This window comes from Pseudomonadota bacterium (assembly GCA_037200975.1).
Classification (GTDB): Bacteria; Pseudomonadota; Gammaproteobacteria; order Steroidobacterales; family Steroidobacteraceae; genus CADEED01.
This window is the reverse complement of record JBBCGI010000001.1, coordinates 3,799,274-3,821,602: the sequence shown is the minus strand read 5'-3', so window position 1 is coordinate 3,821,602 and position 22,329 is coordinate 3,799,274. Positions and strand designations below refer to the sequence as shown.

Sequence of the window (22,329 nt, the reverse complement as noted above, 5' to 3'; positions counted from 1 at the left end):
GCCCACCTCACTGTCGATTCCAGCGATTGCAGCATCGCTTTATGTAAGTTGCGGGTCAGCCCGGTGACATCGCTCGAATCAGGCGGCGGCTTCGACCAGCGGCTGCTCCCGCAGGCCGTCGCGCATCTGCGCCCAGTTCCAGATCGCCAGCCGGCCGTTCATGTCCTCGACCAGCGCCGAACAGCTTTCGACCCAATCGCCGTCATTGCAGTACTGCACGCCGTCGATGTCGGTCATCTCGGGCCGGTGGATGTGGCCGCAGACCACGCCATCGACACCACGCTTGCGCGCCGCATGCGCGACGGCCTGTTCGAAGCTCGCGATGTATTGCACGGCTGTTTTCGCCTTGTGCTTGAGGTAACTGGCCAGCGACCAGTACGGATAGCCGAACATGCGGCGGATGGAATTCACGTGTGTGTTGAGGCTCAGGATGAAGTCGTACACCGAACTGCCGAGCTTCGCGAGCCATGGACTGCATTTGACCACGGTGTCGAACTCGTCGCCGTGCATGACCAGCAGCTGGCGTCCGTCCGCCGTGTCGTGCACGAATTCCCGGTGGATTTCGAGGTTGCCGAACACCGTGCCGCAGAACTCACGCATCTCCTCGTCGTGGTTTCCGGGGATGTAGATGACGCGTGTTCCACCCTTGGCCTTGCCGAGGATGGTGCGCAGCACGTTGTTGTGTTCCTGCGGCCAGTAGAAGTTCTTGCGCATGGCCCACAGGTCGACGATGTCGCCGACCAGGAATAGATAGTCCACTTCGACGGATTTGAGGAACTCGAGCAGCAGGTCTGCCCGGCAACCCTTCGAGCCCAGGTGCACGTCCGAGACAAAAACAGTCCGCAGCCGCATCGTCGTTCGGGATCCACTGGAAACCATGTCAGCCTCGCCGGGTGGGAAATGGCTGAGCGGTAGAGTGCACGATCGGCATTTCAGCTTTATGAACCCGCCACTTACAGATTTGTCTTAAGCGACAGTCGAGAGCCGTGCGGCAGTGCCGAAAACCGGTATCCCGAGCCGCGCACCGTCTGGACGTAGTCGGCGCAGCCGATGATCGCCAGCGCCAGGCGCAGACGCCGGATGTGGACGTCGACGGTGCGTTCCTCGACCCGGACACTCGACGGCCACAGCCGCTCGAGTAGTTGGGCGCGCGAAAAGACCTTGTCCGGTGCGTTCATGAAGAATTGCAGCAGCCGCGCCTCGGTGCGGCCGAGGTGCACGGCCCCTTCGCCCACCGTCGCGCGCGCACCGGCCACGTCGAGCGACAGGCTGCCGAACTCGCAACGGGGCTCGACCTCGGCATGTTTGCGCTGGGCAAGCAGGGATTCCACCTGTTCGACCACGCGCCCGAGCGAGATGGGGCGCAGCAGGGTCGCGTCGGCCAGATAGTTAGGCCGCAGGGCGAGCGCGGCGCCGCTGGTCAGCATCACGATGGCGGTGCGGGCGCGGCACTCGGGCGAGTCGAACAATTCGCCGGGCGCGCAATCGAGCAACAAGTCGGAGAGCACCATGACGTCGGCGCCGCCGGTCTGCAGCCAGCTGCGCGCGGCGAGCGTGCCGTCAGCGCCGTGAGCCTCCAGACCCACGAAACGCAGGCCCGCAATCAGCGCATCGCGCACTGCGCGATCGCCATCGACGACCAGCACCTTCGACACCTGCATGTAGGATCTCTCCCTCGAGCGCAGGCATTAAACGTTTCGCAAGTTGCAGATTCATTGTGAAGAACTGTATCGAATGTATGACAAATGTGTACGCCGGCCCGAGAACCTACAGATTCACGATCATCTTGAAGCCGCCGAACACAATGCGTTTGCCGTCGAACGGCATGGCTTTCGGATCCATCATGCATGCGAGCCTGGGGTCCTTCATGGCCCTGGCATTCACGCGATCGCGGTCCTTGCGCGTCTTGTAGACGATCCACGAGAACCACACTTCCTCGCCTTTCCTGAGCTTCACGCCCTGCGGGAACGAGGTGTGTTTGCCGACCTTCACGTCATCGGCGACACACTCGTGATAACCGAGCGCGCCGTGGTCCATCCACACCTTGCCGGCCTGCGTCGACATCTTTTTGTACGCGGCGCGATTCCTGCGCGGTACGGGAATAAGGAATCCATCGACATAAGCCATGTGAATTCTCCTCAGGCTGCGTCTTCGCGTGCGCCGAATTGTAGCGCCGCGAGTCGCGCGTACAACGCGTTGTCGCGCAGCAATTGTTCATGGTTGCCCATCCCGACGATGCGGCCGCGCTCGATGACGACGATGCGGTCGGAGTTGATGGCGGTGGCCAGCCGGTGCGCGATCACCAGCGTGGTGCGATTACGCATGAGTTTCTCGAGCGCGTTCTGCACCAGCCGCTCGCTCTCGGAATCGAGCGAGCTCGTGGCCTCATCCAGCAGCAGGATGGGCGGATTCTTGAGGATCGCGCGGGCGATGGCGATGCGCTGCTTCTGGCCGCCCGAGAGGCGCGCACCGCGTTCGCCGAGGAACGTGTCGTACCCCTCCGGCAACTTGCCGATGAATTCGTCGGCGGCCGCCGATTGCGCCGCGGCTTCGATCTCCGCGTCACTCGCGCCGGGCCGCCCGTAGCGGATGTTTTCGCGCGCGCTCGCGCCGAAGATCATGGTTTCCTGCGGCACGAGCCCGATGCGCGCGCGCACCGCGGAAGGATCCGCGGCGGCGATGTCCACGCCGTCGATGAGAATGCGGCCCGCGCCCGGGTCATAAAAACGCAGCAGCAGCTGGAACACGGTGCTCTTGCCCGCCCCCGAGGGCCCGACGAACGCCACCGTTTCCCCGGGCGCGATCCTGAGATCGAAACCGTCGAGCGCGCGCGTGTCGGGACGCGACGGATAGTTGAACGAGAGATGTTCGATCGCGATCTCGCCGCGCCCCGGCAGCAGCGCGACCGGATTGGCGGGCGTCACGATCGACGGCCGCGCCTGCAGCAGCTCCACCGTGCGCTCCATCGCGCCCGAGGCGCGCTGCAGCTCGCCCCACATCTCGGACAGCGAGGCGACGGCGGTGCCCATGAAGATGGCGTAGCTCAGGAATTTCGCCAGATCGCCGCCCGTCATCGTGCCGTGCAGCACCGAGCGCGCGCCCAGCCACAACACCAGCGTGACCGAGGAGAACATCATCATGATCGCGAACCCGATCAGCCAGGCGCGCACGCGTGTGCGCTTGATCGCGGTGTCGAAGCTGGTTTCGACCATGTCGTCGTAGCGTTTGCCCTGCAGCCCTTCGAGCGTGAAGGCCTGCACGGTCTGGATGGCATTGAGGGTTTCGCCGGCCAGGCCCGAGGTGTCGGCCACGCGGTCCTGCGAGTCGCGCGACAGCCGCCGCACCCGCCGCCCGAAGATCAGCATGGGCGCGAGCACCGTGGGGATGAGCGCGAAGATGATCAGCGCGAGTTTGAGATTGGTGAGCAGCAGCAGCACCAGCGAGCCCAGGAAACTCACCGTGGAACGCAGCAGGATCGACAGCCCGATGCCGGACAGGGACTGGATCAGCGTCGTGTCGGTAGTTAGCCGTGAGAGGATCTCGCCGGTCTTGGTGACTTCGAAGAATGCCGGATCCATGCGCAGCACGCGCTGGTACACCGCGCTGCGCAGGTCGGCCACCACGCGCTCGCCGATCCAGTTGACGAGATACATGCGCAGCGAGGCGAACGCTGCGAACACCGCCGCGGCAAGCAGCAGCAACAGGAAGTAGCGATCGACCGCGGCCGCATTGGCCTCGGTGAAACCCTCGTCGATGACGTTCTTGAGCGCCTGCGGCAGCGCCAGCATCGCGGCCGCGGCCACCAGCAGCGCCAGCAGCGCGACCAGCATGCGTGCACGGTACGGCGCGATGAACGGCAGCAGCGCGGCCAGCGGTTTTAGGGATTTGCCCTTGGGGCGTTCAGAGGTGCTCACGGAACTTGAGTTTGCCCAAGTTCAGATCCCACCACATGCGGAAATCGCCCGCGAGACTGTAAAAAGGAAACTGGAAGGTGGCCGGCTTGTTGCGCTCGAAGCGGAAATGTCCGATCCACGCGAACGTGTAGCCGCACACGAACGCACCGAGCAGCCACAGCGGCTCGGCAAGCGCGATCAACGCGACGATGCAGAGGATGACGCCCCAGGTGCCGATGTAATGCAGCACGCGCGACACCGGGTGACGGTGCTGGTTGATGTAGTACGGATAGAATTCCGCGAAACTGCGGAAACCCGAATCCTTGGGTTTTGTTCGAGAATCCATGGGACCGGATCATCCGGTACTCTGCAGCCCCTCGGCAATGCCCGCGATGCACGCCAGCAGGGATTCGAACAAATCGCGGTCCTGGCGGCCCGATTCCCTCCATCGTCTTAGTAGATCGACCTGCAGCAGATTGATCGGGTCGACGTACGGATTGCGCAGCTCGATGGAGCGCTGCATCGTCTGGTCGCGGTCGAGCAGCGCCTTGCTCTGCTTGATCGACAGCACCTGCTCGGCGACCAGCTGGAATTCCTCGCGCACTTTCGCCGCGAAATGACGGTGACGCGTTTCCGCCAGCTCCTCGTAGGCCGCCGCGATCTCGAGATCGGCGCGCGCGAGCGTGGTTTCCAGATCGTCGATGAGCAGGCTGAAATAGTTCCACTCGGCATAGGCTGAACGGGCCGTTTCGAGGCCCAGCTCTTCGATCGCGGTGCGCAAGCCGAGTCCCGCGCCATACCAGGCGGGCAACATGTGGCGCGACTGCGTCCACGCGAACACCCAGGGCACTGCGCGCAACGCATCGAAACCTTCCTTGCCCGGGCGCACGGCGGGCCGCGAACCGATCTGCATGCGCGTGATCACGTCGATCGGTGTCACCGCCTGGAACCAGACGTAGAACTCGGCATCGGCGTGAACCAAGCGGCGATAGTGCTGACGGCTCACCGAGGCAACACGCGCCGCGAACTGCACCTGCTCCGAAGCGGCTGCCGCGCCCTTCGCGGCACCCCCGATCGACAGCACCACGGCATTAAACGCCCGCTCCAGCGTCCGCATGGCGATGGGCCGCAGACCGTAACTCTGGTTGATGACCTCGCCCTGCTCGGTCAGGCGCAGCACTCCATTGACCGTACCCGCGGGCGCGGTACGTACGAGGGTGTCGATGCGCGAGCCGCCGCGCGCGACGCTGCCACCGCGCGCATGGAAGATGACGTGGCGTTCGTTGGCGGCGGCCAGCGCGGCGGACAACTCGGCCTGCGCGCGGTACGCGGCGAAGCGCGAGGCGCAGATGCCGCTCTCCTTGTTGGTGTCGGAATAACCGATCAAGGCGCACTGCGTGCGGCCGCGCGCTTCGAGATGCCGGCGATAAAGCGGATCGCCTAACAAGGTGCGCATCACGTCGCCGCAATGTTCGAGCGCATCCACCGATTCGAACAGCGGCGCGATGTCCACCGCCACCTCGCCGCTGCGCTTGTCGTAGGCCTCCGCCCAGCGCGCCAGCAGCAGCGGTGCGAGCACGTCGTCCGCGCCGCTCGTGCCGCTCACCACGTAATAACCGATCGCGTCCTGGCCGTAGCGATGCCGCGCCTGCAGGATCGCCTCGAAGACGCCCAGCGTGCGCCGGCCGAGCGCATCGAGCTCCATCTTCACGCCGGTGTCGCGTTCGATGGCCGCGACCAGCAGGTCGTGCCGCTCGGAGGCGGTGCGCACCATCCAGTTCGGATCGTCGAGCCCCTGGCCGATCACGCGGTGATGGATCTCGGCGTGCTGGCGCAGGTCGAGTGTCGCCAGGTGAAAACCGAAGGTTTCCACGCGGCGGATGAGCCGCTGGACGTTGCCCCAGCCGGCATGGAAACCCTTGTTGGCCTTGAGGCTGGCGGCGATGAGTTTGAGATCGCGCAGGAAGGCCTGGGGAGTCTCGTAACCGTTGGGCCGCCCTTCGTACGTGATGCGCAGCCGCTCGGCGATCTGGCCGAGGAACACGCGATACGGCATGCGGTCGTGGCGCATCGGCGTGATGCCGAGCGCGCCCGGGATCAGCGTCGCGTACAACTCGATGCGCTGACTCAGTTCCGGCAGCACCGCGGCGCGGCTCGCGCTCTGCGACAGTAGTTGGGCGAGCCGGCCGCACTCGCGGAAATAGGCGTTGACGATGACCTGCTGCTGACGCGCCAGGGTCTCGCGGATGGTTTTGGCGTGGACGTCGGGATTGCCGTCCATGTCGCCGCCCACCCAGGTGCCGAAGCGCACGATGTTCGGCAGCTCGAGCGAATCGGGTAACACGCCGTATAACTTGGCCAGCGCCTCGGCCAGTTCGTCGTAGAACGCGGGCAGGATGCGATAGAGGATCTCGGCCAGATAGAACACCACGTGTTCGCGCTCGTCGGCGACGGTCAGCCGCTCGCGCGGGTGGTCTTCGGTCTGCCAGGCCGTGGTCAGCTCGGTGCGTACCCGGCTCCAGTTCTTGCTCAGCTCCTGCGGCGTGAGCGTGGGGTCGAGGCGATCGAGCAGCAGCTCGGCGATGTGCTGGTTCTTGCGCAGCATCGTGCGGCGCGCGCTCTCGGTCGGATGCGCGGTGAACACCGGCTCGATGCGCATCTTCTTCAACAACTCGAGCACTTCGGCGAGACTGAGACCCCGCTCCTTCAGCGCGCTCAACGCAGCCGCCACGCCGCCCGGTTGCGGGCGATCGCTGGCTTCGAGGAAGTAACCGCGGCGGCGGCGGATCCGGTGCACCTTCTCGGCGAGATTCACCGCGCGGAACCACATGGAGAAGGCGCGCGCGAGATCGCGGGCCACCTGCGGCGCGCGCCCGCGCAACTGTACCGACAACTCGGCGGCCGCTTCCTTGTCGCCGGCGCGGCGGCGGATAGATAGACGGCGGTCCTTTTCGACCAGGTCGAACAACGCGTCGCCGCCCTGCTCCTTGAGCACGTCGCCAATGAGCACACCCAACACGTGCACGTCGTCGCGCAGCGCGGTGTGTTTTGCAGGGAACTGGATGTCGTCGCGCCTCACGAAGCGCGCCATTCTACAGACATCGCCCGATTCATTGGCGTATGTAAGCCGCCTCTGGAATCATGCACTTATGGATTCAAAGCACGATACGCGCGAGCGGCGACTGGGAATGTTCTTCGTGGCGGCCGCGGCCATCCTGTTTGCCAGCAAGGGGCTGTTCAGCAAGGCGCTGTACCAGCGCGGTGTGGGCTTCGAACTGCTGGTCGCGGTGCGCGCGGTGCTGGCCATGCCGTTGTTCGCCTGGTTTGCGTTCCGCGCCAACAAACCAGCCGCAGGCATTGGTGAGGGCGCACATGCCCGAAGGGAGATGAGCGGCCGCGCAGTCTTCGCGGCGGCGGCCGCCGGCATCATCTGCTACTACGTCGGCGCGCTGCTCGACTTCTGGGCGCTGACGCTGATCGACGCGTCCATCGAACGCGTGTTGCTGTTCAGCTATCCGGCCCTGGTGGTCACCATCAGTTCGTTCATGAGCCGGCGCGCGCCCGACGCCAAACTCGTGCTCGCCATGCTGGTCACTTACGCCGGCATTTTTTTCGTGATGGGTGGCATCGACCTGCACGAGTTGCGGCAGAACCTGTTCGGCGCGGGGCTGGTGCTGATCGCCGCGCTGACCACGGCCATCTACTTCCTGATCGGCGAGCGCTACACGCGCGAGCTCGGCAGCACGCGTTTCGCCGCGATCGGCATGAGCGCGTCCGCGGTCGTGCTCGCCATCCACTTCGCGTTGTTCCGCTCGTTCGACGAGTTCCATGCGCTGCGGGCGCACGACTGGATGTTGCTCGTGGTGTTGTCGGTGGCGTGCATGTTCCTGCCCGGGCTGATGCAGGCGGAGGGCGTGCGGCGCGTCGGTGCGCAACGCGCCGCCATCGGCAGCACCGTGGGGCCACCGACCACCATCCTGCTCGCGGCACTGTTCCTCGATGAACGTCTCAACGCCTGGCAGCTGCTCGGCACCGCCATGATCGTCGGCAGCGTGCTGGCCCTGAGCCTCGGCAAACGCCAGGAAGTCACCGAGGCGGTGGCGCGCGAGTAACACGCGCCGGCGCCGGCGCGGCGAGATTTGGCTTACGCTGCGCACGGCACACCTCACGAGGGACCCTGCATGACACCCGCCAAATCGAGTTCCTGGTTCACGCGTTTCGCCAAAGGCATCGCGCGCGCCACCGGCCAGCCCGTCACCTTCGCGCTGGCGCTGTGCGTGGTGCTGGCGTGGGCCATCAGCGGCCCGCTCTTCCACTGGAGCGATACCTGGCAGCTGGTGATCAACACCGGCACGACCATCGTCACCTTTCTCATGGTGTTCCTGATCCAGAGCACGCAGAACCGCGACTCGGAGGCCGTGCAGATCAAGCTCGACGAATTGCTGCGCATCTCGCCCGGAGCGCACAACGTGCTCATGAACCTCGAGGAGCTGGAAGAACGCGAGCTCGGACGCATCCGCGCGGTGTACGTGCGCCTGGCCGAGAACGCACGCAAGGGCGTCGACGACGGCATCAGCGACGAAGGCGTGCCGGACATCGACGACCTGGTCGAGAAGCAGAAAAAGGGCGAGCACCGCTAGCCACTGGATTGTCTTGGTCAGCCGGCGAGCAACACCGCCTCGGCATGCTCGAGCTGCTCGGGCGTGCCGTAGATCACGACGATGTCGCCGTCCTGGAATTGTGTGTCGCCGGAGGGCTCGCGCCCCATGATCCCGTGCCGGCGGATGCCCGTGAACGCCACCTGCGCGCCGGCGCTGCGCACGTCGTCCAGCGTCTTGCCGATGCACCACGAACCCGGCGGCAGCACGATGGAACGCACGGCCTCGGTGATCGCCGGGTGCACCGGAGAACTGTCGGTGCTGGCGATGATGTCGCGCAGCATCTCGTAGCGGTTGCCGCGCAACTCCGCGACAGTGCGCATCACGGTCGCGGGCGCGACCTTGAGCGACATCAGCACGTGGGAAGCCAGCATGAGGCTGGCCTCGAAGGCTTCGGGAACCACTTCGGTGGCGCCGGCCGCCTTGAGTTCCAGCAGGCGCGAATCGTCGGGCGTGCGCACCAGCACCGGCACGTCGGTGCGCAGGTCGCGCAAGCTGCGCAGGATGGCGAGCGCGGTGCTGGTATCGGAGAACGAGATCACCACGGCGTTGGCATTGGCGAGACCGACTTCTTCGAGCACCTGACTGTCCGCTGAATCGCCGTACACCACCGGATGACCGACCTGGCGCGCCGCGCGCACGCGTACCGGGTCGAGATCGATCGCGATGTATTCGAAACCCTGCGCCTCGAGCACGCGCGCGACGTTCTGGCCGACGCGGCCGAAGCCGCACAGGATGACGTGTTCGCGTTTGGCCAGCGCGAGTGTCGCGGCGTCCTCGCGTTCGATCGCCGTACGCGGCGGGCCGCGCTCCCCTAACAACAGCCGCGCGATGCGTTTGTTGTTGGCGAGGATCACCGGCGCCAGCACCATCGCGACCACCACGGCCACCAGCAGCGGCTGCGCGATCGCCGGATCGATGGCGTGGTTCTGCAGCAGCAGCGTCAGCAACGCGATGCCGAACTCGCCGCCGACGGCCAGCGTGACGCCGGTGCGGATCGCCTTGAAGTTGGAATCGACGAACAGGCGCGTGGCGAACCCGGCGATGACGCCCTTGATGAGCACCATCGCGCCCACCAGCGCGATGATCAGCCAGAACTCGCTGAGCAGCGCCTTGAAGTCGAGCAACATACCGACCGAGATGAAGAACAGGCCGAGCAGGATGTCGCGGAACGGCCGGATGACGCTTTCGACCTGGTGGCTGTATTCGGTTTCCGCCAGCATCATTCCCGCCAGGAACGCGCCGAGCGCCATCGACAGGCCCGCCATCTGCGAGGCCCAGGCCGAAGCCAGCGCCACCAGCAGGACCGCCAGCGTGAACAGCTCGCGCAGGCGGCTGTTCGCGATCACGTAAAGCAACGGCCGCAGCAGCCAGCGGCCGGCGGCCAGCACCAGCAGCACCGCGGCGGTGCCTGCGGCCACGAGGCTCAGCGCGCCGCCCACCGTGAAGGCCTCGCCCTCCGGGTTGAGCGCCGCCGCCAGCGCGAGGAATGGCACCACCGCGATGTCCTGGAACAACACCACGCTGAATGCCAGCCGGCCGTGCGTGCGGTTGAGCTCGGCGCGTTCGGTGAGCTGCTGGACGATCAATACCGTCGAGCTCATCGCGACCACGCCACCGAGCACGATGCACTGGGCCCAGCCCAGATCGAGCGTGACGCGCACCAGCAGGGCCACCGCGGTCGCGGTGCCGAAGACTTGCAGGCTGCCGAGCCCGAACACTTCGCGGCGCAGCGCCACCATGCGCGGCCAGGAGAATTCGAGGCCCAGCGTGAACAGCAGGAACACCACACCAAGCTCGGCCAGCAGGTGCGTGGTGCCCGATTCGGGAAAGATGCCGATCGCGTGGGGCCCGAGAGCCAGGCCCACCGTGACGTATCCCAGGATGGAGGGCAGCCCGAGCCGGCGCGCCAGCGTCACGACGAAGACCGAGGCAGCTAACAGGACGAGAATGAGAGACAGCGGTGATTCGAACATTCGGTTCAGAAGTTAGCAGATGCAGAAAAAGGGGACATGCCGAATATTCGGCCAAGTCGGTGTCAGGTGGGACTTGGAACGATTGAGCAAGTACTGTCGCAACGCCTACTCTAAGTCCCACCTGACACCGACTGACCTGGAAATTCGGCATGTCCCCTTTTTCGCTGACGGACACTTTCAACCGCTTCGTGAGATCCGAACAGTTCGGGGGCATCCTGCTGCTCGCCTGCACCGTTGTGTCGCTGGTGCTCGCGAACTCGCCCATCGCGGCTGAATACATCGCCTTCTGGCACACCAAAGTCGGCCCGCTCAGCATCGAACACTGGATCAACGACGCGCTGATGGCGGTGTTCTTCCTGTTGATCGGCCTCGAACTCGAGCGCGAGCTGTACGTCGGCGAGCTGTCGAAGCTGCGCAATGCGCTGCTGCCCGCCTTCGCGGCCGTCGGCGGCATGGCCGCACCGGCGCTGATCCACTACGCATTCAACGCCGGCGCCGCCACGCAGGCGGGCTTCGGCATTCCGATGGCGACCGACATCGCCTTTGCGCTTGCGGTGCTCGCCATTCTCGGCCCGCGGGTACCTGCGGCGCTCAAGGTCTTCATCGTGGCGTTCGCGGTGATCGACGACCTGGGCGCCATCGTGTTGATCGCCGCCGTTTACACCGCGGAAATTTCCGTGGCGTATCTGTCGGCAGCGCTGGCGCTGTTCGCGGTGCTGATCGCGCTCAATCGGGCTTTTCGCGTCATGGCGCTATGGCCTTATCTGCTCGGCGGCGCTGCGTTGTGGTGCTGCCTGCTGAATGCCGGCATCCATGCGTCGATTGCCGGGGTCCTGCTGGCGTTCGCGATTCCGTTTTCAGCGCGCAAGCCGGGCGAAGAATCGCCCTCGCACCGGCTCGAACACCGGCTGCACAAACCGGTCGCATTCGCGATCCTGCCGTTGTTCGCGCTGGCGAATACCGGGGTGCCCATCGATGCCGCCGCGCTCGAGCAGTTCGGCAGCCCTAACAACCTGGGGATCGCACTGGGCCTGCTGCTGGGCAAGCCGGCCGGCGTGGTGGGGCTGTGCCTGGTGGCCGTGGCGTGCGGGGTGAGCTCCTTGCCCGAGGGTGTGCGCTGGCGTCACATCGTGGGCGCCGGGATGCTGGGCGGCATCGGCTTCACCATGTCCATCTTCATCACCAACCTGGCATTCGCCGGAACACCGGCGCTGGTGAATTCCTCGAAACTCGCGGTGCTGGTGGCGTCGCTGCTCGCGGGTGCGGCGGCACTGATCTGGCTCCGAGTGGTGCCGGGAAGGGGGTTCCGGGGTTGAGCGGCTCAACCCCGGAACCCCCTTCCCGGCACCACTAACTCAGGAACACCGTCGTGTCGTAGCGCTCGAAGTTCTGCAGCGCGCGCCGGTACGCGGCGTGGATCATCCGCTCGGCCACCTTGTCGGCCCGCGCACCCAGCAGCATGCGGATCACCGCCTCGTCGTCGGGACGCGTGCGGTCGTCCCCGAGGTATTGTTCGATCAGCTTGGTGATGCGGTTGCACATCTCGTTCGTGAACCGCAGCCGGGCGGCATCGTGCACGTTGTCGAGCGTGGGGCCATACGTGGCGCGCGCCTCGACGGTGAGCTCGGACAGAAAGCTCGCCATGAGGCGCGCCTTGTCGATCGTTCCCATCTCCGCGTAGAAACTGATTTCCGACTGGAGGTTCACCGCGGCGTCTACGCGGCCGGGAAGAAGTCGATCGGCTTGCTGACCGTAAGAGGCTCGACGTCCGCAGCCTTGAAGCGGATCAGGCGCACGCGCGCCACGATCTTCTTCTCGAGCTCGGGATCCTTGAGCTCGCTCGAAACCACGCGGCACATCGTGATCTCACCCGACGGCGCGATCGTGAATTCCAGCACCAGCTTGCCCGCGAGCTCAGGAGCATCGCGCAACGCGCGGCCATACAGCGCGTACAACGCGCCCTTGTTGCGATCGAAGACGATTTCGACTTCCTCGCGCGCGCGCGACGCCTTGCCGCTGTTGCCGGTGCGCTGCACCTTGCCGCCGGCGTTCGGATCGAGCCCCGCGCCGTGCTGGACCTGCGTCGTGGTATGCGTGCCGATGGCGCCGGCGCCGCCGCCGAAGCCACGTGCCATGTTGGCGGTGTTGATGCCGCCCGAAGCCCGGCCGACGGACGAGGTGATCAGATTGCGTTCCGAACGCGCATCCTCGACCGGCGTCTTCATCTGCGGATCGGCGAGATCGAGATTCTGGTCGCGCAACGCCGCCAGCTCATCCTGCATCGCGAGCAGGCCCTGGTTGCGCACGTTGGGCTTGGGCTTCTCCACCGGTTTCTCGGTGGGTTTCGGCTTGTCTTCCGGCTTCGGCTTTTCTTCCACCGGCGGTGGCGGCGGCGGTGGCGGTTTCGGCTTCTCGATGATGAGCTGCGCCACGCGCTCTTTCAGTTCTTCGGGCTTGATGCGTTCGGCCTCGCGTTTCGGCAGCAACGCGATGAGGATCGCCAGCAGGGTGGCGATGATCAACAGAATGCGTACCAGCCTCTTGAAGCGTGATTCGCTCTCCTCGCCAGGCGCCCACGGCAGCTCGAAGCGGCGGAAATAAGGTGCCAGCATCATGCGCCGCCTACCTCGCGCTCACGCTGGATGACTGCCAGCGAAACCTTGCCGTAGTCGGCGGAGGTGGCCGTGGCCATCACGCGCTTGAGCACCGCGAACGGCGTGCCCTTGTCACCCATGATCGTCACTTCGCGATCCTTGACCGCCTCTTCCGAGGTTTGCCGCAACACGACGTCGGCCTGCGCCTTCAGCGCCTCGAGCAGCAACGGAATGATCATCTTGTCGTTCGGCATGTTCGCGACTTCGGCGACCTTGCCGACGCTGCGGCCATTCACCAGCAGATCGTCCTTGGTGACCATGATCACGACGGTCTCGTGCGGTTTGAGATCGGCAACCGACTGCGGAATGCTGATGTTCTTGGTGTTCGGCAGGATTTCGACGTCCGAGCTGTGCAACAGCAGGAACACCACGAGCATCGTCAGCATGTCGATGAACGGCACCAGCGCCATGTGGCTGTTGTGATGCGCGCGTTTGCGATGTTTCTTGATGCGATACGGGATCATTTCGCGGCTCCCGCCGGCGCAGCGGCCGCCGTCGCGGCTGCACCCGTGAGCGGAGCGTCACCGACGGAGATGTCGGGGAACAGCTCCACCTTCGTGAAATTCGGCGCGTCGTTCATCTCCCACAGGCGCACATTGTCCATCGTCTGGACCAGCACGTCGTAGGGGATGTCCGATTCCAGCAGCACGCTGGCCTCGGTGACGGTCGGATACTTCGCCTTCACGAACTGCAGGTACTCGGACAGCCCCGCGTAGTCGTACGCGTTTTCCTTCATCGGCAGCGATCGCAAAATTCCCGTGTTGCGATCGGCGATGTCGATGGAGGCCTTGCGCACGTGGATCTCGAGCTGCAGCCCTTTCGGCAATTCCGGCACCGAGGAGTTGGGCGCCGGCAGGTTGAGCTCGAGAATGTTCGTGTTGGAGAACACCGCCGTGAACAGCAGGAAGAACACCAGGATCACCATCATGTCGATCATCGGCACGATGTTGAGGTCGTTGCGCCCCTTGTACTTCGCATGGTTGCGAATTGCACGGGCGGCAAGCTTGGATGAAGACATCTGCTGTTCCTCTGCTGTGGCTAGCGGTTGCGACTAGCTATCAGGCAGGACGCGGAGCCGGAGCGCGCGGCGCCATGGCGGGCGCAGCGGGAGCCGGTTCCGAATATCTCTCCGTGATGGAGTTCAGGAACTTGACCACCGCGATTTCCAGGCTGTCGATCAGCGAAGTGGTCTTCGCCTCGAGGAACATGTGCGTGGACAGCAGCGTGATCGCGACGAACAGGCCGGAGGCGGTGTTGTTCATGGCTTCCGAGATCGCCGAAGCGAGCAGCGCGGCCTTCTCGGCCGGGTTGGCCTGCGACACCGTGGCGAACGCGTGGATCAACGCGATGATGGTGCCGAGCAGACCGACCAACATGCCGATGTTGGCGAGCGAGCTCAGGTAGTGCGTACGTTTTTCGAGACGCGGCACGATCTCGAGCAGCGACTCTTCCATCGCCTGCTGGATGTCGTCGCGGCGACGGGCGGAGGAAAGACGGGCCAGGCCGTATTTCAGCACCGTGCCGATCTGCGCCTGCGAATTGTTCGCGAGCGTGATGGCCTGTTTGAAGTTGCCGGCACCGAGGTGCGGGGCGACGTCGTCCCACAACGAACGGTTACGTGACGTCTCGAGGGTCAGATAGATCCAGCGTTCCACGCTGATCGCGACACCGACGACGAAGATGATGACGAGCGGGTACAGAAAGAACCCGCCGTCCTGGAAAAACTTGATGATTCCGGAAATAGACACGGTCGACTCTCCTCAAAAAACGGCAGCGCTTACGGGCAAGCGCGCCAAGATTGCGTTACATAAGTGACAAAAACTGTTAATCACTTCTCAGGCTTACTTTTCAGGCTTTGGGGCAGGCGTTGCCTCATTAGGCTGCAACGCTTCGAAGTAGCGGTTCTGTCGGCGAAAAACGTCACGATCGACAGGCTCCAGCACCTCGTCCAGCAGGCTGTTCACGGGACGCCCGACGAGGTCGCCGAGCTCCGCGCTGCGCCACGGGACGATGTACAGGACCTTCGGCAATTCTCTATTGCCGGTGATCTGCGTCGAATCGAGATCGAGGCGATCCTTGGCATTCCCCTTGGGAGCCGCTGCGGTGCCTGCGGCGGGCTTCGCCCCTGGCTTGTTAGCCGCGGCTGCGGCGGGCTTGGCAGCGGCGGGCACGGGGCTGGCCGCGGGCGCGCTGGTGGCCGGCGCGGCCGACTGCGGCGCCTGCGCCGATGTATTGACGCCGGGCTCCATGTCGTCGCGCGGCGCGGCCGGCGGCGGCGTCTGCGCCACGGCGGCTCCACCTAACAACAACGCGGTCACGATGAGCAGCTTGTTCATGTTCGGGCTCCTTTGGGCGCGGCCGCCTCGGGTGCTGTCTCGGGCGGCGTTTCGGGCGCCGCCTCCGGCGCCGGCGCGGATTCGGCCGCCGGTGCCTTGCCAGAGACGCGGTTGCGCGACTTGAGCTCGGCGATCCAGCCGCTCACGGGTTTGTCTTCGTTGGTGAGCGTCTTGTAGGTCTCGAACTCGGTCTGGGCGGTCAACGAATCGTCGAGGAACAGGTCGAGCAGCACTGCCAGATTGCGGTGTGCCGGCGCGTAAGAAGGATTCACCTTGACCGCGTGTTCGTATGCGGTGCGCGCCTCGGCGAACTTGCCCGCCTGGCGCAACGTGACGCCATATTCATTCCAGGTGGCGGCGTCCCAGCTGGCGCGCTCGGTCGCCTTCGCGAAGGCGGCTTCCGCCTCGGGCAGCTGGCTGGCGTTGCGATACAGCAGGCCGAGGTTGGCGTACGGCCCCGGCAGATCCGGGTACGTCTGCGTCATCAGCTGGAATTCGAGACTGGCCTGCGTCGGATCGCTGCGCATCAATTGCAACGCGCGCGTGAAATCCGCGCTGGCGCGCGCCGGCGCTTTCGGAACCACCGGGCCCGCAGGAGCGGCGGCGGGCGTCGCATTGTTAGCCACGGCAGGCTGGGTTGGGTCCGCGGGAGTCGCGATGACCGGCTCCGGCGCCTGCACGGGCGGCAGCGCGGGCACGACGGCATCGAACGACGTGCCGATCATCTCGGTCTTGCCGTAGCGGCCGGGCTTGAGCTCGGCCAGCGCGGCGAAGCTCTTCTTCACGCCCTCGTCGTACACGGCTTCGCGCGTGCGCGCCGTGTTGATCTCATGTGTCTTGATCGCCTGCTCTTCGAACGGGAACGCCTGTTCTTCGAGCAGCGAGTTGTACTCGTCCAGGCTGTCGCCGGTGAGTTTCTTCGGCCGCTCGGACTTCATGATGTCCTTGCCGAGCTGGCGGTAGATCTCCGCGATCTCGAAAGTCGCGAGCGTGGTCACTTCGGCGACGCGGTAGTCGGCCGCCGTCTTGTACGCGCCAAGCGCCGCTTCCATGGCCTTGCGTTTCTTCGCCAGCGACGCCTTCAGGGGCAGCGCCAGCGGGATGCTGCGGTATTCATCGCGAGTCGGCGATGCGAGCGCGAGCTGCGATTTGGCGGCGAGATACTGCGTGCGATCGGTGCGGTTGGGCCCCGCATTGCGATCGGCGGCGACGATCTCGCGCTGCCAGCGGCGCTGGCCTTCGATGTTGCCGGCGTTGCCCGCGATGTCCGCGAGCTTCTGGCGCGCTTCGATCGAATCGCTCACCGGCGTGGGATAGGTGACGACGAAGCGCTCGAGCATGCTCACGGCTTTCGGCGTGTTGCCGGCCTTGGTGTACAGATCCGCCGCGCTCAGGTTGGCCTCGCGCTGGATGTCCTTCGACTCCGCCGGATTCATCGCGATGCGTTCGAACTCGACCGCCGCCTGGCCGGCCTGTCCGGTCTCGCCGTAGGCGACCGCGAGCTTGCGCGTGACATCCGCGGTGTACTCGCTCTTCGGATTGTTGGTGCGGAACCGCTCGAGCACCGTGATGGCGCGCGGGAATTCCTTGAGGATGATGAGCTGCGCGCCGGCGTCGTATTCGGCCTGCGCGGCGATCTTGGAAGTGCCCGCGACCTGCGAGATGCGCAGGAAATCGTCGACCGCTCCCAGGCTGTCGCCCGCCTTCTGTTTCGCTTCGCCCTGGCGATAGACCGCCGAGGCGATGCGCTCGGTGAGATCCGCGCGCATCTTGTCGTTGGGCGGCAGCAGGTCGCGCGCAGCAACGTACCCCTGCTCGGCTTCCGGGAACTGCAGCAAATCGAAATTCGCCTGGCCGATGATGGTGTACGCGATGCGGCGTTTCGGCTGATCGGCCGGCGGCTGATGCGCCAGCACGAGGTTCGCCACTTCGATCGAACGCTGCAGATCCTGTGTGGCGAAGATGTCTTCGGCGGCGCGCGTCAACACACCCGAGCTGTCCGGATGTTCGGGGAAACTGGTGCCGAACTTCACGCCCGCATCGACCGCGAGCTTGTGCGCTTCGATTTTTTCGGCCGGCGGCAGTTTCTCTTCGTACTTGGCGTACGAACCGAGCGCGGCATACGCGGCTGCCGCCGAACGGGGATTGCGCGGGTAGTTGTACGCGGCCTTGGCGAATTCCGTGGCGGCGCCCTGATAGTCCTCGCTCGAATAGAGCGCCTCGGACAGCAGGTAGTTGGTGCCGAACGATTCCGGATCATCCGGGAAGGATTCCAGATAGGTGCGATACCAGCGCGCCGCCTCGCGGTACTGATCCACCTTCTTGGTCTTCTGCGCCTCGGCGTGGAAGTACTGCGCCACGTCCTTGAGGTTGGTCTTCAGTTCCTTGGCGATGTTCGGGTAGTCGGCCTTGTTGCGGCCCTGCCAGAACGAGGTGCCGTAGTTGTACAGCGCGACGTATTCGCGTTTGCCGTCGAGCACCAGCTCGGTGAAGCCGCCCTTGCGATACGCCTCGATGGCCTGCATCGAAAGGCCGGGCGAGTACTCGCTGTTCGGCTCGCGCTGCGCGAACGCGCGGTACACACTCGCGGCATCCTGGAAGCGCTCCTTCTCGACGTACAGGTCGCCGAGACGCGCATAGATGATGGGCGCGTACGCAGGATTGCCGCGCGCGGAGAGGAATTTGTCGATCGCGCCGATCGAGTCGTCATCGTAGGAGAACGTGACCGCCATGACGCGCAACGTGTCGTCGGCGAGCTCGCGGCTGGCGCGCGGTAGTTTGTCGATCGGGATGAGCTGGTGCGTCTGTTTGGTCAACATGGCGCGATCGAGCACGCCCGCGAACGACGGCAGGCTTTCTTCGTTCAGGCCCTGCTTGAACAGCGACCAGCCGTGTTTGTACAGGCTCTGCGAGAGGAACGCGGCCTTGTCGCCCTTGGTGACGACGAATTGATAGGCGTCCTGCGCCTGGCGGTATTCCCTGGCGGAGAACAGCAGCTCACCGCGACGGAACTGCACTTCGTCCATCTGCGGCGAGCGCGGATACTTGCGCAGCACTTCGTTGAGCGTCGCCAGCGCTTTTTCCGGCTGGCCGGTGGTTTCATAGGCGCGCGCGAGCTGGTAGAGCACCTGGTCGTTGCGCGGATAGTCGGGGTAGCTCTTGAGCAGGCTGGTGTAGAGCTTGATGGCCTCGCCACCCTGCTGGTCGATCGCGTTGGCCTCGGTCGCCATGCGATCGCCCTCGCCCGCTTCCATATTGAGGTCGGCGAGACGGCGCAGCGCTTCGGCGCGCAGCTGCGGATCGGTCTTCTGCAATTCGAGGAAGCGGCGGTAGTTGTCCATGGCGCGCGCGGCGCTGGCTTCCACCTTCAGATCCGGCTGCACGACCACGGGGCGCGCGCTGAGCTCGCCGATGGTCTTTTCTTTCTTCTTCGGCGCGGCAGAGGCGTCGAGCGCGAAACCCGCGCACAACGCGGCCACCGCCAGCGCGAGTAGTTTGTTCGGAGCGTTCACTTCGGCGCCTCGGCCGGAGGCGGCGCCGGATCGACGGGTGCAGTGGTGTCTGGAGCGGGTTGATCCGCGCGCGGCGGCGCGGCGCCATCGAGCGGCGTGGCGGAGTCCTGCGGCACTACTTCGAGCTCGCCCTGAGATTCCTGCGGCGCGCTCTCCCTGGGCACGGCGGCCGGCGGCGCGGCGGCGCGATCGTAGATGGACGCGAGCGCGAAACGCGCCTGGATCTGGTACGTGCCGATGCGCTCTTTCTGCTGTTCGAGTTCGTTGCGCGCCAGCGCTTCGAGCAGGCCGTTCTGTTGCTGCGCGACACCGGCCAGGCGCTGCTGCGCGGCCTCGAGCCGCAGGCGCAGCGCCTCGACACGCGCGGCGAACTCGCCCGTGTTGTTAGGCATGGAGCTGCGCGCCTTCTGCACGCGGACCCAGCGGTTCTGCGCTTCGCGCAGCGCCTGATCGAGATCTTTCAACGTGCGGCGTTCGTTCCAGACGCGTGCCTTGAAGGATTCCGCGAGCCGCCAGTACAGAACGCCTTTCGCGAGCCGCGTCTTCTCGCGGATCACGTTGGTTTCTTCGTCGTTGGGCGCGGCCAGCAGCGCGGCTTCGAGCCGCACGATGCGCGCCCACTGGTCGCGCTCCTCCGCAGTACCGAGCGCGGAAACGTCCTGGCTCGCTTCGACCTGGTCGAGCTGCCCGCCGGTGTTGGCGCGTTCGGCGCCGTACTTGTCGAGCCGGCCCGAGGCGAGCACGGCATCGGCCTGCGGCACACGCTCGGCGTAGGCGCGCTCGCGCGTGTCGAGCATGTCGTCGAACGCGACGATGCTGTCCTGCCACTTGGCGAGCGTGCCGCCGAGAAACGCGAGGTCGCGATAGTTCTTGAGGCCTTCCTGGAAATCGTGACCGGCCAGCAGGTGATAGAGATAACGCGACTGCGGGGCGTCCGGCACTTCGCGCAGCTGCCAGAACCAGCCGTAGTGGTCCTTCTCATCGCGCTTCAGAAGTTTGTCGAGCATCGTGCCGTCGTTGATCTCGGCGATCGAGGCGTCGAGGTTCATCGTCTCGCTGTCGAACGACTTGATGGCGATTTCGTAGTTCTCGGCAGCCTGCGCATTCGCATTGAGCTTGGCGAACGCATAGGGAATCGCGAGATAGGCTTCCTGCACGGCGGAATCGAGCAAGTTGCGGTCACGCAGCTCCATCCACGGCGTCAAGGCTTCCTGGAACTGCCCTTCCGCGGCATCCGCCCAGCCGACGCCTAACAGGGCCTTGTTGGAATACGGACCGTCGAGACGCACGCGCTCGAGTGCGGGTTTGGCGAGCACGGGCTGGTTGTTCTGCAGATAGGCGTAGCCGAGCGCGAGATTGGCGCGGTCACGCAACGAGCGCAGCTCGCGCCGGCCGGACACCAGGGTGCCGACGGTGGTGAGGAACGGATCCGCCTCGGTCACCAGGCCCTTGCGGACCAGCGCGACACCCAGGTTGTACTGCGCGTAGGCCAGCCAGTCGGATTGATCCTTGCGGCCGCGCCAGGCGTTGAGCAGAGCGATGGCTTCGTCGAAGCGCTGCTGGCGCATGAGGATGTTGCTGAGCAGGTGCAGGCGCTCGGCTTCGAGATCCGGCGTGAGCCGGCCCTGCACTTCCTTGATGGCGCGCTCGGCGCGGTCGAGATAACCGCGCGCGTACCAGATCTTGCCGAGATAGAACCAGGCGCGATTGCGCACACCCTCGGGCACGGACTGGGTCAGCAGCGTTTCAAAACGTTCGCCGGCCTCGTTGTGCAGACCCAGCGATAGATAGAGGCCGCCGAGCAGCAGGTCGGTCTCCGCGTCGTGGTGCGGCATGCGGCCCCACTGACGGTACGCCTGCAGGCGCGTGATCGCTTCGAGATCCTGCCCCTGGTAGTAATAGAACAGCGCGTCGCCGAAATGCAGGTCGCGCACCACCGTCGGCGACAACTTGTCGACCTCGGGTTCTGCGGCCATTGCCGGCAAAACCAGGACGGACGCACACACCAGCGCGGCGGCCGTCTGCAGAGCGATGCGTGCGAATGCCTTCATCGTGGACCGCGCCTGCGCTCTTATTCCCAGTCCTTGATGGCGAACTCGGGCTGCGCCTTGCGCTGCCGATCGGTGATCTTGAGCTCCAGGTATTTGGCCCCGACGCCCTTCTCGAACTTGAGGTTCGCGCCGCGTTTGTAGTCGCGCTCGTTCGGGCCCTTGCCGCTGAAGAACGCCACCAGCTGGTGTTCGCCGACCTTGAGATTGCCGAGGTACACGCGGTGTACGCCGCCCTTGAGCAGGGCCTCGGCCTCGCGCGGCGTGTATAGGTAGTTAGCCACTTCCTTGTTGTCGATCTTGAGCGAGAGCGAATCGAGCGCGAAGAACTCGCCGATGTCCATGGAGATGAATACCGCGACCTGCGTGTTGGCCGGGAACAGCAGCTCCTCTTCGAGGACGAACAATTCCTTGTTAAGGTCGACGACGTCCTTCTTGAGGCCCTGCACCGTCTCGTCCAGCGCACGGGTGTCGGCCGGCGGCTCGCCGGCGGCGGGCGGCGGCGCATCGGCTTCCGCGGGAGTGCCGACGATCGAAGCGCCGGCGGTCTCGCCCGTGGCGGCATCGGCCGGCGCGGTGGCGTCGGACGACGGCGCGGCCGGATCGATCGATGCGGGGGTGGCCGGTTGCGGGTCCTGCGCGAATGACGGCGCGGCGAACGTGGCCACGGTCAAGGCCAGGCCCAGGACGGCGGCTGCACGGACCAGGAGTTTGGATGTCGGCATAGGTTTACTCGTCTAACAATTTGCGCAGTTCGCGCACGTACTGGGCTTCGTCACGGGCCTTGAATTCGCGGTGTGCTGCGCGCAGCACACCTTCTCGATCGACAAACACCATCATCGGCAGCCGGTCGACGCGATAGTCGCGGCCGGTGGCCTCGGGCGCGGCGATCAGCAACGGGAACTTCACGTCCTGCGCACGGGCGAACTTCTCGGCGCGCGGCAGGTTGTCGTCGAGGTTGACGCCGAGCACCACCAGCCCGGCGCTGGCATAGGTCCTGGAGATGCGGTCGAGCGCCTCGAGCTGGGCGCGGCAGGTGTTGCAGCTGCCGCTCCAGAAGCTAACTACCACCACCTCGCCGCGGTGCTCCGAGACACGCACGTTTTCGCCCGTGAGGCCGCGCGCCACCAGGTCCGGCGCGGGCAGGCCGACCAGGTCGTATTTTTCAGCCGCGAGCGCTCCGGCCAGCGGCAGGAGGCAGATCGCAAGCGCAGCAAAACGCACCTGCAGGGCGGCTCGGGAACTCACTAAC

General features: G+C 65.3%; 20 protein-coding genes. 3 read left to right on the top strand and 17 right to left on the bottom strand.

Annotated features, from left to right (window positions below; all coding sequences use genetic code 11):
- Positions 1–78: 78 nt before the first annotated feature.
- The 6 genes from WDO72_17175 to WDO72_17150 all read right to left on the bottom strand — a co-directional run bounded on the left by WDO72_17175 (position 79) and on the right by WDO72_17150 (position 6,984).
- Positions 79–852: a UDP-2,3-diacylglucosamine diphosphatase gene (locus WDO72_17175; protein MEJ0087408.1), complete on the bottom strand. Its 774-nt coding sequence runs from the start codon at positions 850–852 to the stop codon at positions 79–81.
- A 101-nt stretch (positions 853–953) separates the two neighbouring features.
- Complete coding sequence (locus tag WDO72_17170) at positions 954–1,661, bottom strand: winged helix-turn-helix domain-containing protein (protein MEJ0087407.1); 708 nt, start codon at positions 1,659–1,661, stop codon at positions 954–956.
- A 106-nt stretch (positions 1,662–1,767) separates the two neighbouring features.
- Complete coding sequence (locus WDO72_17165; GenBank protein MEJ0087406.1) at positions 1,768–2,127, bottom strand: DUF1428 domain-containing protein; 360 nt, start codon at positions 2,125–2,127, stop codon at positions 1,768–1,770.
- 11 nt (positions 2,128–2,138) lie between these two features.
- Positions 2,139–3,914 carry an ABC transporter transmembrane domain-containing protein gene (locus WDO72_17160; protein ID MEJ0087405.1) on the bottom strand — a complete coding sequence of 592 codons (1,776 nt, stop codon included), beginning with the start codon at positions 3,912–3,914 and terminating at the stop codon, positions 2,139–2,141.
- The gene (locus WDO72_17155; GenBank protein MEJ0087404.1) at positions 3,901–4,239 is read right to left on the bottom strand and encodes a DUF962 domain-containing protein; all 339 of its coding nucleotides are present in this window, start codon (positions 4,237–4,239) and stop codon (positions 3,901–3,903) included. Before WDO72_17155 ends, WDO72_17160 begins: the two co-directional genes overlap by 14 nt.
- A 9-nt stretch (positions 4,240–4,248) precedes the next feature.
- Entirely contained in the window at positions 4,249–6,984 is a 2,736-nt protein-coding gene (locus tag WDO72_17150) for a phosphoenolpyruvate carboxylase (protein MEJ0087403.1), read from the bottom strand.
- Positions 6,985–7,042: 58 nt separating this feature from the next.
- On the opposite strand from WDO72_17150, the gene WDO72_17145 reads away from it, so the two are divergent.
- Together WDO72_17145 and WDO72_17140 are read left to right on the top strand one after the other, a co-directional pair.
- A complete protein-coding gene (locus WDO72_17145) occupies positions 7,043–8,005 on the top strand; it encodes a DMT family transporter (GenBank protein MEJ0087402.1) in 963 nt (320 codons plus the stop codon).
- A gap of 69 nt (positions 8,006–8,074) precedes the next feature.
- On the top strand, positions 8,075–8,533 hold the full coding sequence (locus tag WDO72_17140) for a low affinity iron permease family protein (protein ID MEJ0087401.1): 459 nt from the start codon (positions 8,075–8,077) through the stop codon (positions 8,531–8,533).
- A gap of 17 nt (positions 8,534–8,550) precedes the next feature.
- Here the strand turns inward: WDO72_17140 and WDO72_17135 are convergent, their stop codons facing one another.
- Positions 8,551–10,527, bottom strand: coding sequence for a cation:proton antiporter (locus WDO72_17135; protein ID MEJ0087400.1), 1,977 nt, complete (start codon positions 10,525–10,527; stop codon positions 8,551–8,553).
- A 149-nt stretch (positions 10,528–10,676) separates the two neighbouring features.
- Here WDO72_17135 and nhaA point away from each other — a divergent pair, with 149 nt between their 5' ends.
- Positions 10,677–11,843, top strand: coding sequence for a Na+/H+ antiporter NhaA (nhaA, locus tag WDO72_17130; GenBank protein ID MEJ0087399.1), 1,167 nt, complete (start codon positions 10,677–10,679; stop codon positions 11,841–11,843).
- Between the two features lie 34 nt (positions 11,844–11,877).
- Here the strand turns inward: nhaA and WDO72_17125 are convergent, their stop codons facing one another.
- The 10 genes from WDO72_17125 to WDO72_17080 all read right to left on the bottom strand — a co-directional run bounded on the left by WDO72_17125 (position 11,878) and on the right by WDO72_17080 (position 22,325).
- Positions 11,878–12,234 (bottom strand): hypothetical protein, encoded by a 357-nt coding sequence (locus WDO72_17125; protein MEJ0087398.1) that lies wholly within the window; start codon positions 12,232–12,234, stop codon positions 11,878–11,880.
- 8 nt (positions 12,235–12,242) lie between these two features.
- Positions 12,243–13,142, bottom strand: a complete 900-nt coding sequence (locus WDO72_17120) for an AgmX/PglI C-terminal domain-containing protein (protein MEJ0087397.1) — start codon at positions 13,140–13,142, stop codon at positions 12,243–12,245.
- A complete protein-coding gene (locus WDO72_17115; GenBank protein MEJ0087396.1) occupies positions 13,139–13,645 on the bottom strand; it encodes a biopolymer transporter ExbD in 507 nt (168 codons plus the stop codon). Before WDO72_17115 ends, WDO72_17120 begins: the two co-directional genes overlap by 4 nt.
- The gene (locus WDO72_17110; GenBank protein ID MEJ0087395.1) at positions 13,642–14,199 is read right to left on the bottom strand and encodes a biopolymer transporter ExbD; all 558 of its coding nucleotides are present in this window, start codon (positions 14,197–14,199) and stop codon (positions 13,642–13,644) included. Before WDO72_17110 ends, WDO72_17115 begins: the two co-directional genes overlap by 4 nt.
- Positions 14,200–14,239: 40 nt before the next feature.
- Complete coding sequence (locus WDO72_17105) at positions 14,240–14,929, bottom strand: MotA/TolQ/ExbB proton channel family protein (GenBank protein MEJ0087394.1); 690 nt, start codon at positions 14,927–14,929, stop codon at positions 14,240–14,242.
- Positions 14,930–15,022: 93 nt separating this feature from the next.
- Positions 15,023–15,517, bottom strand: a complete 495-nt coding sequence (locus WDO72_17100; GenBank protein ID MEJ0087393.1) for a hypothetical protein — start codon at positions 15,515–15,517, stop codon at positions 15,023–15,025.
- On the bottom strand, positions 15,514–19,029 hold the full coding sequence (locus WDO72_17095) for a tetratricopeptide repeat protein (protein ID MEJ0087392.1): 3,516 nt from the start codon (positions 19,027–19,029) through the stop codon (positions 15,514–15,516). Before WDO72_17095 ends, WDO72_17100 begins: the two co-directional genes overlap by 4 nt.
- Positions 19,026–21,080 (bottom strand): hypothetical protein, encoded by a 2,055-nt coding sequence (locus tag WDO72_17090; protein ID MEJ0087391.1) that lies wholly within the window; start codon positions 21,078–21,080, stop codon positions 19,026–19,028. The genes WDO72_17095 and WDO72_17090 overlap by 4 nt, the downstream gene beginning before the upstream one ends.
- A 20-nt stretch (positions 21,081–21,100) precedes the next feature.
- Positions 21,101–21,802, bottom strand: coding sequence for an AraC family transcriptional regulator (locus WDO72_17085; GenBank protein ID MEJ0087390.1), 702 nt, complete (start codon positions 21,800–21,802; stop codon positions 21,101–21,103).
- A gap of 4 nt (positions 21,803–21,806) precedes the next feature.
- On the bottom strand, positions 21,807–22,325 hold the full coding sequence (locus WDO72_17080) for a TlpA disulfide reductase family protein (GenBank protein MEJ0087389.1): 519 nt from the start codon (positions 22,323–22,325) through the stop codon (positions 21,807–21,809).
- Positions 22,326–22,329 lie beyond the last annotated feature (4 nt).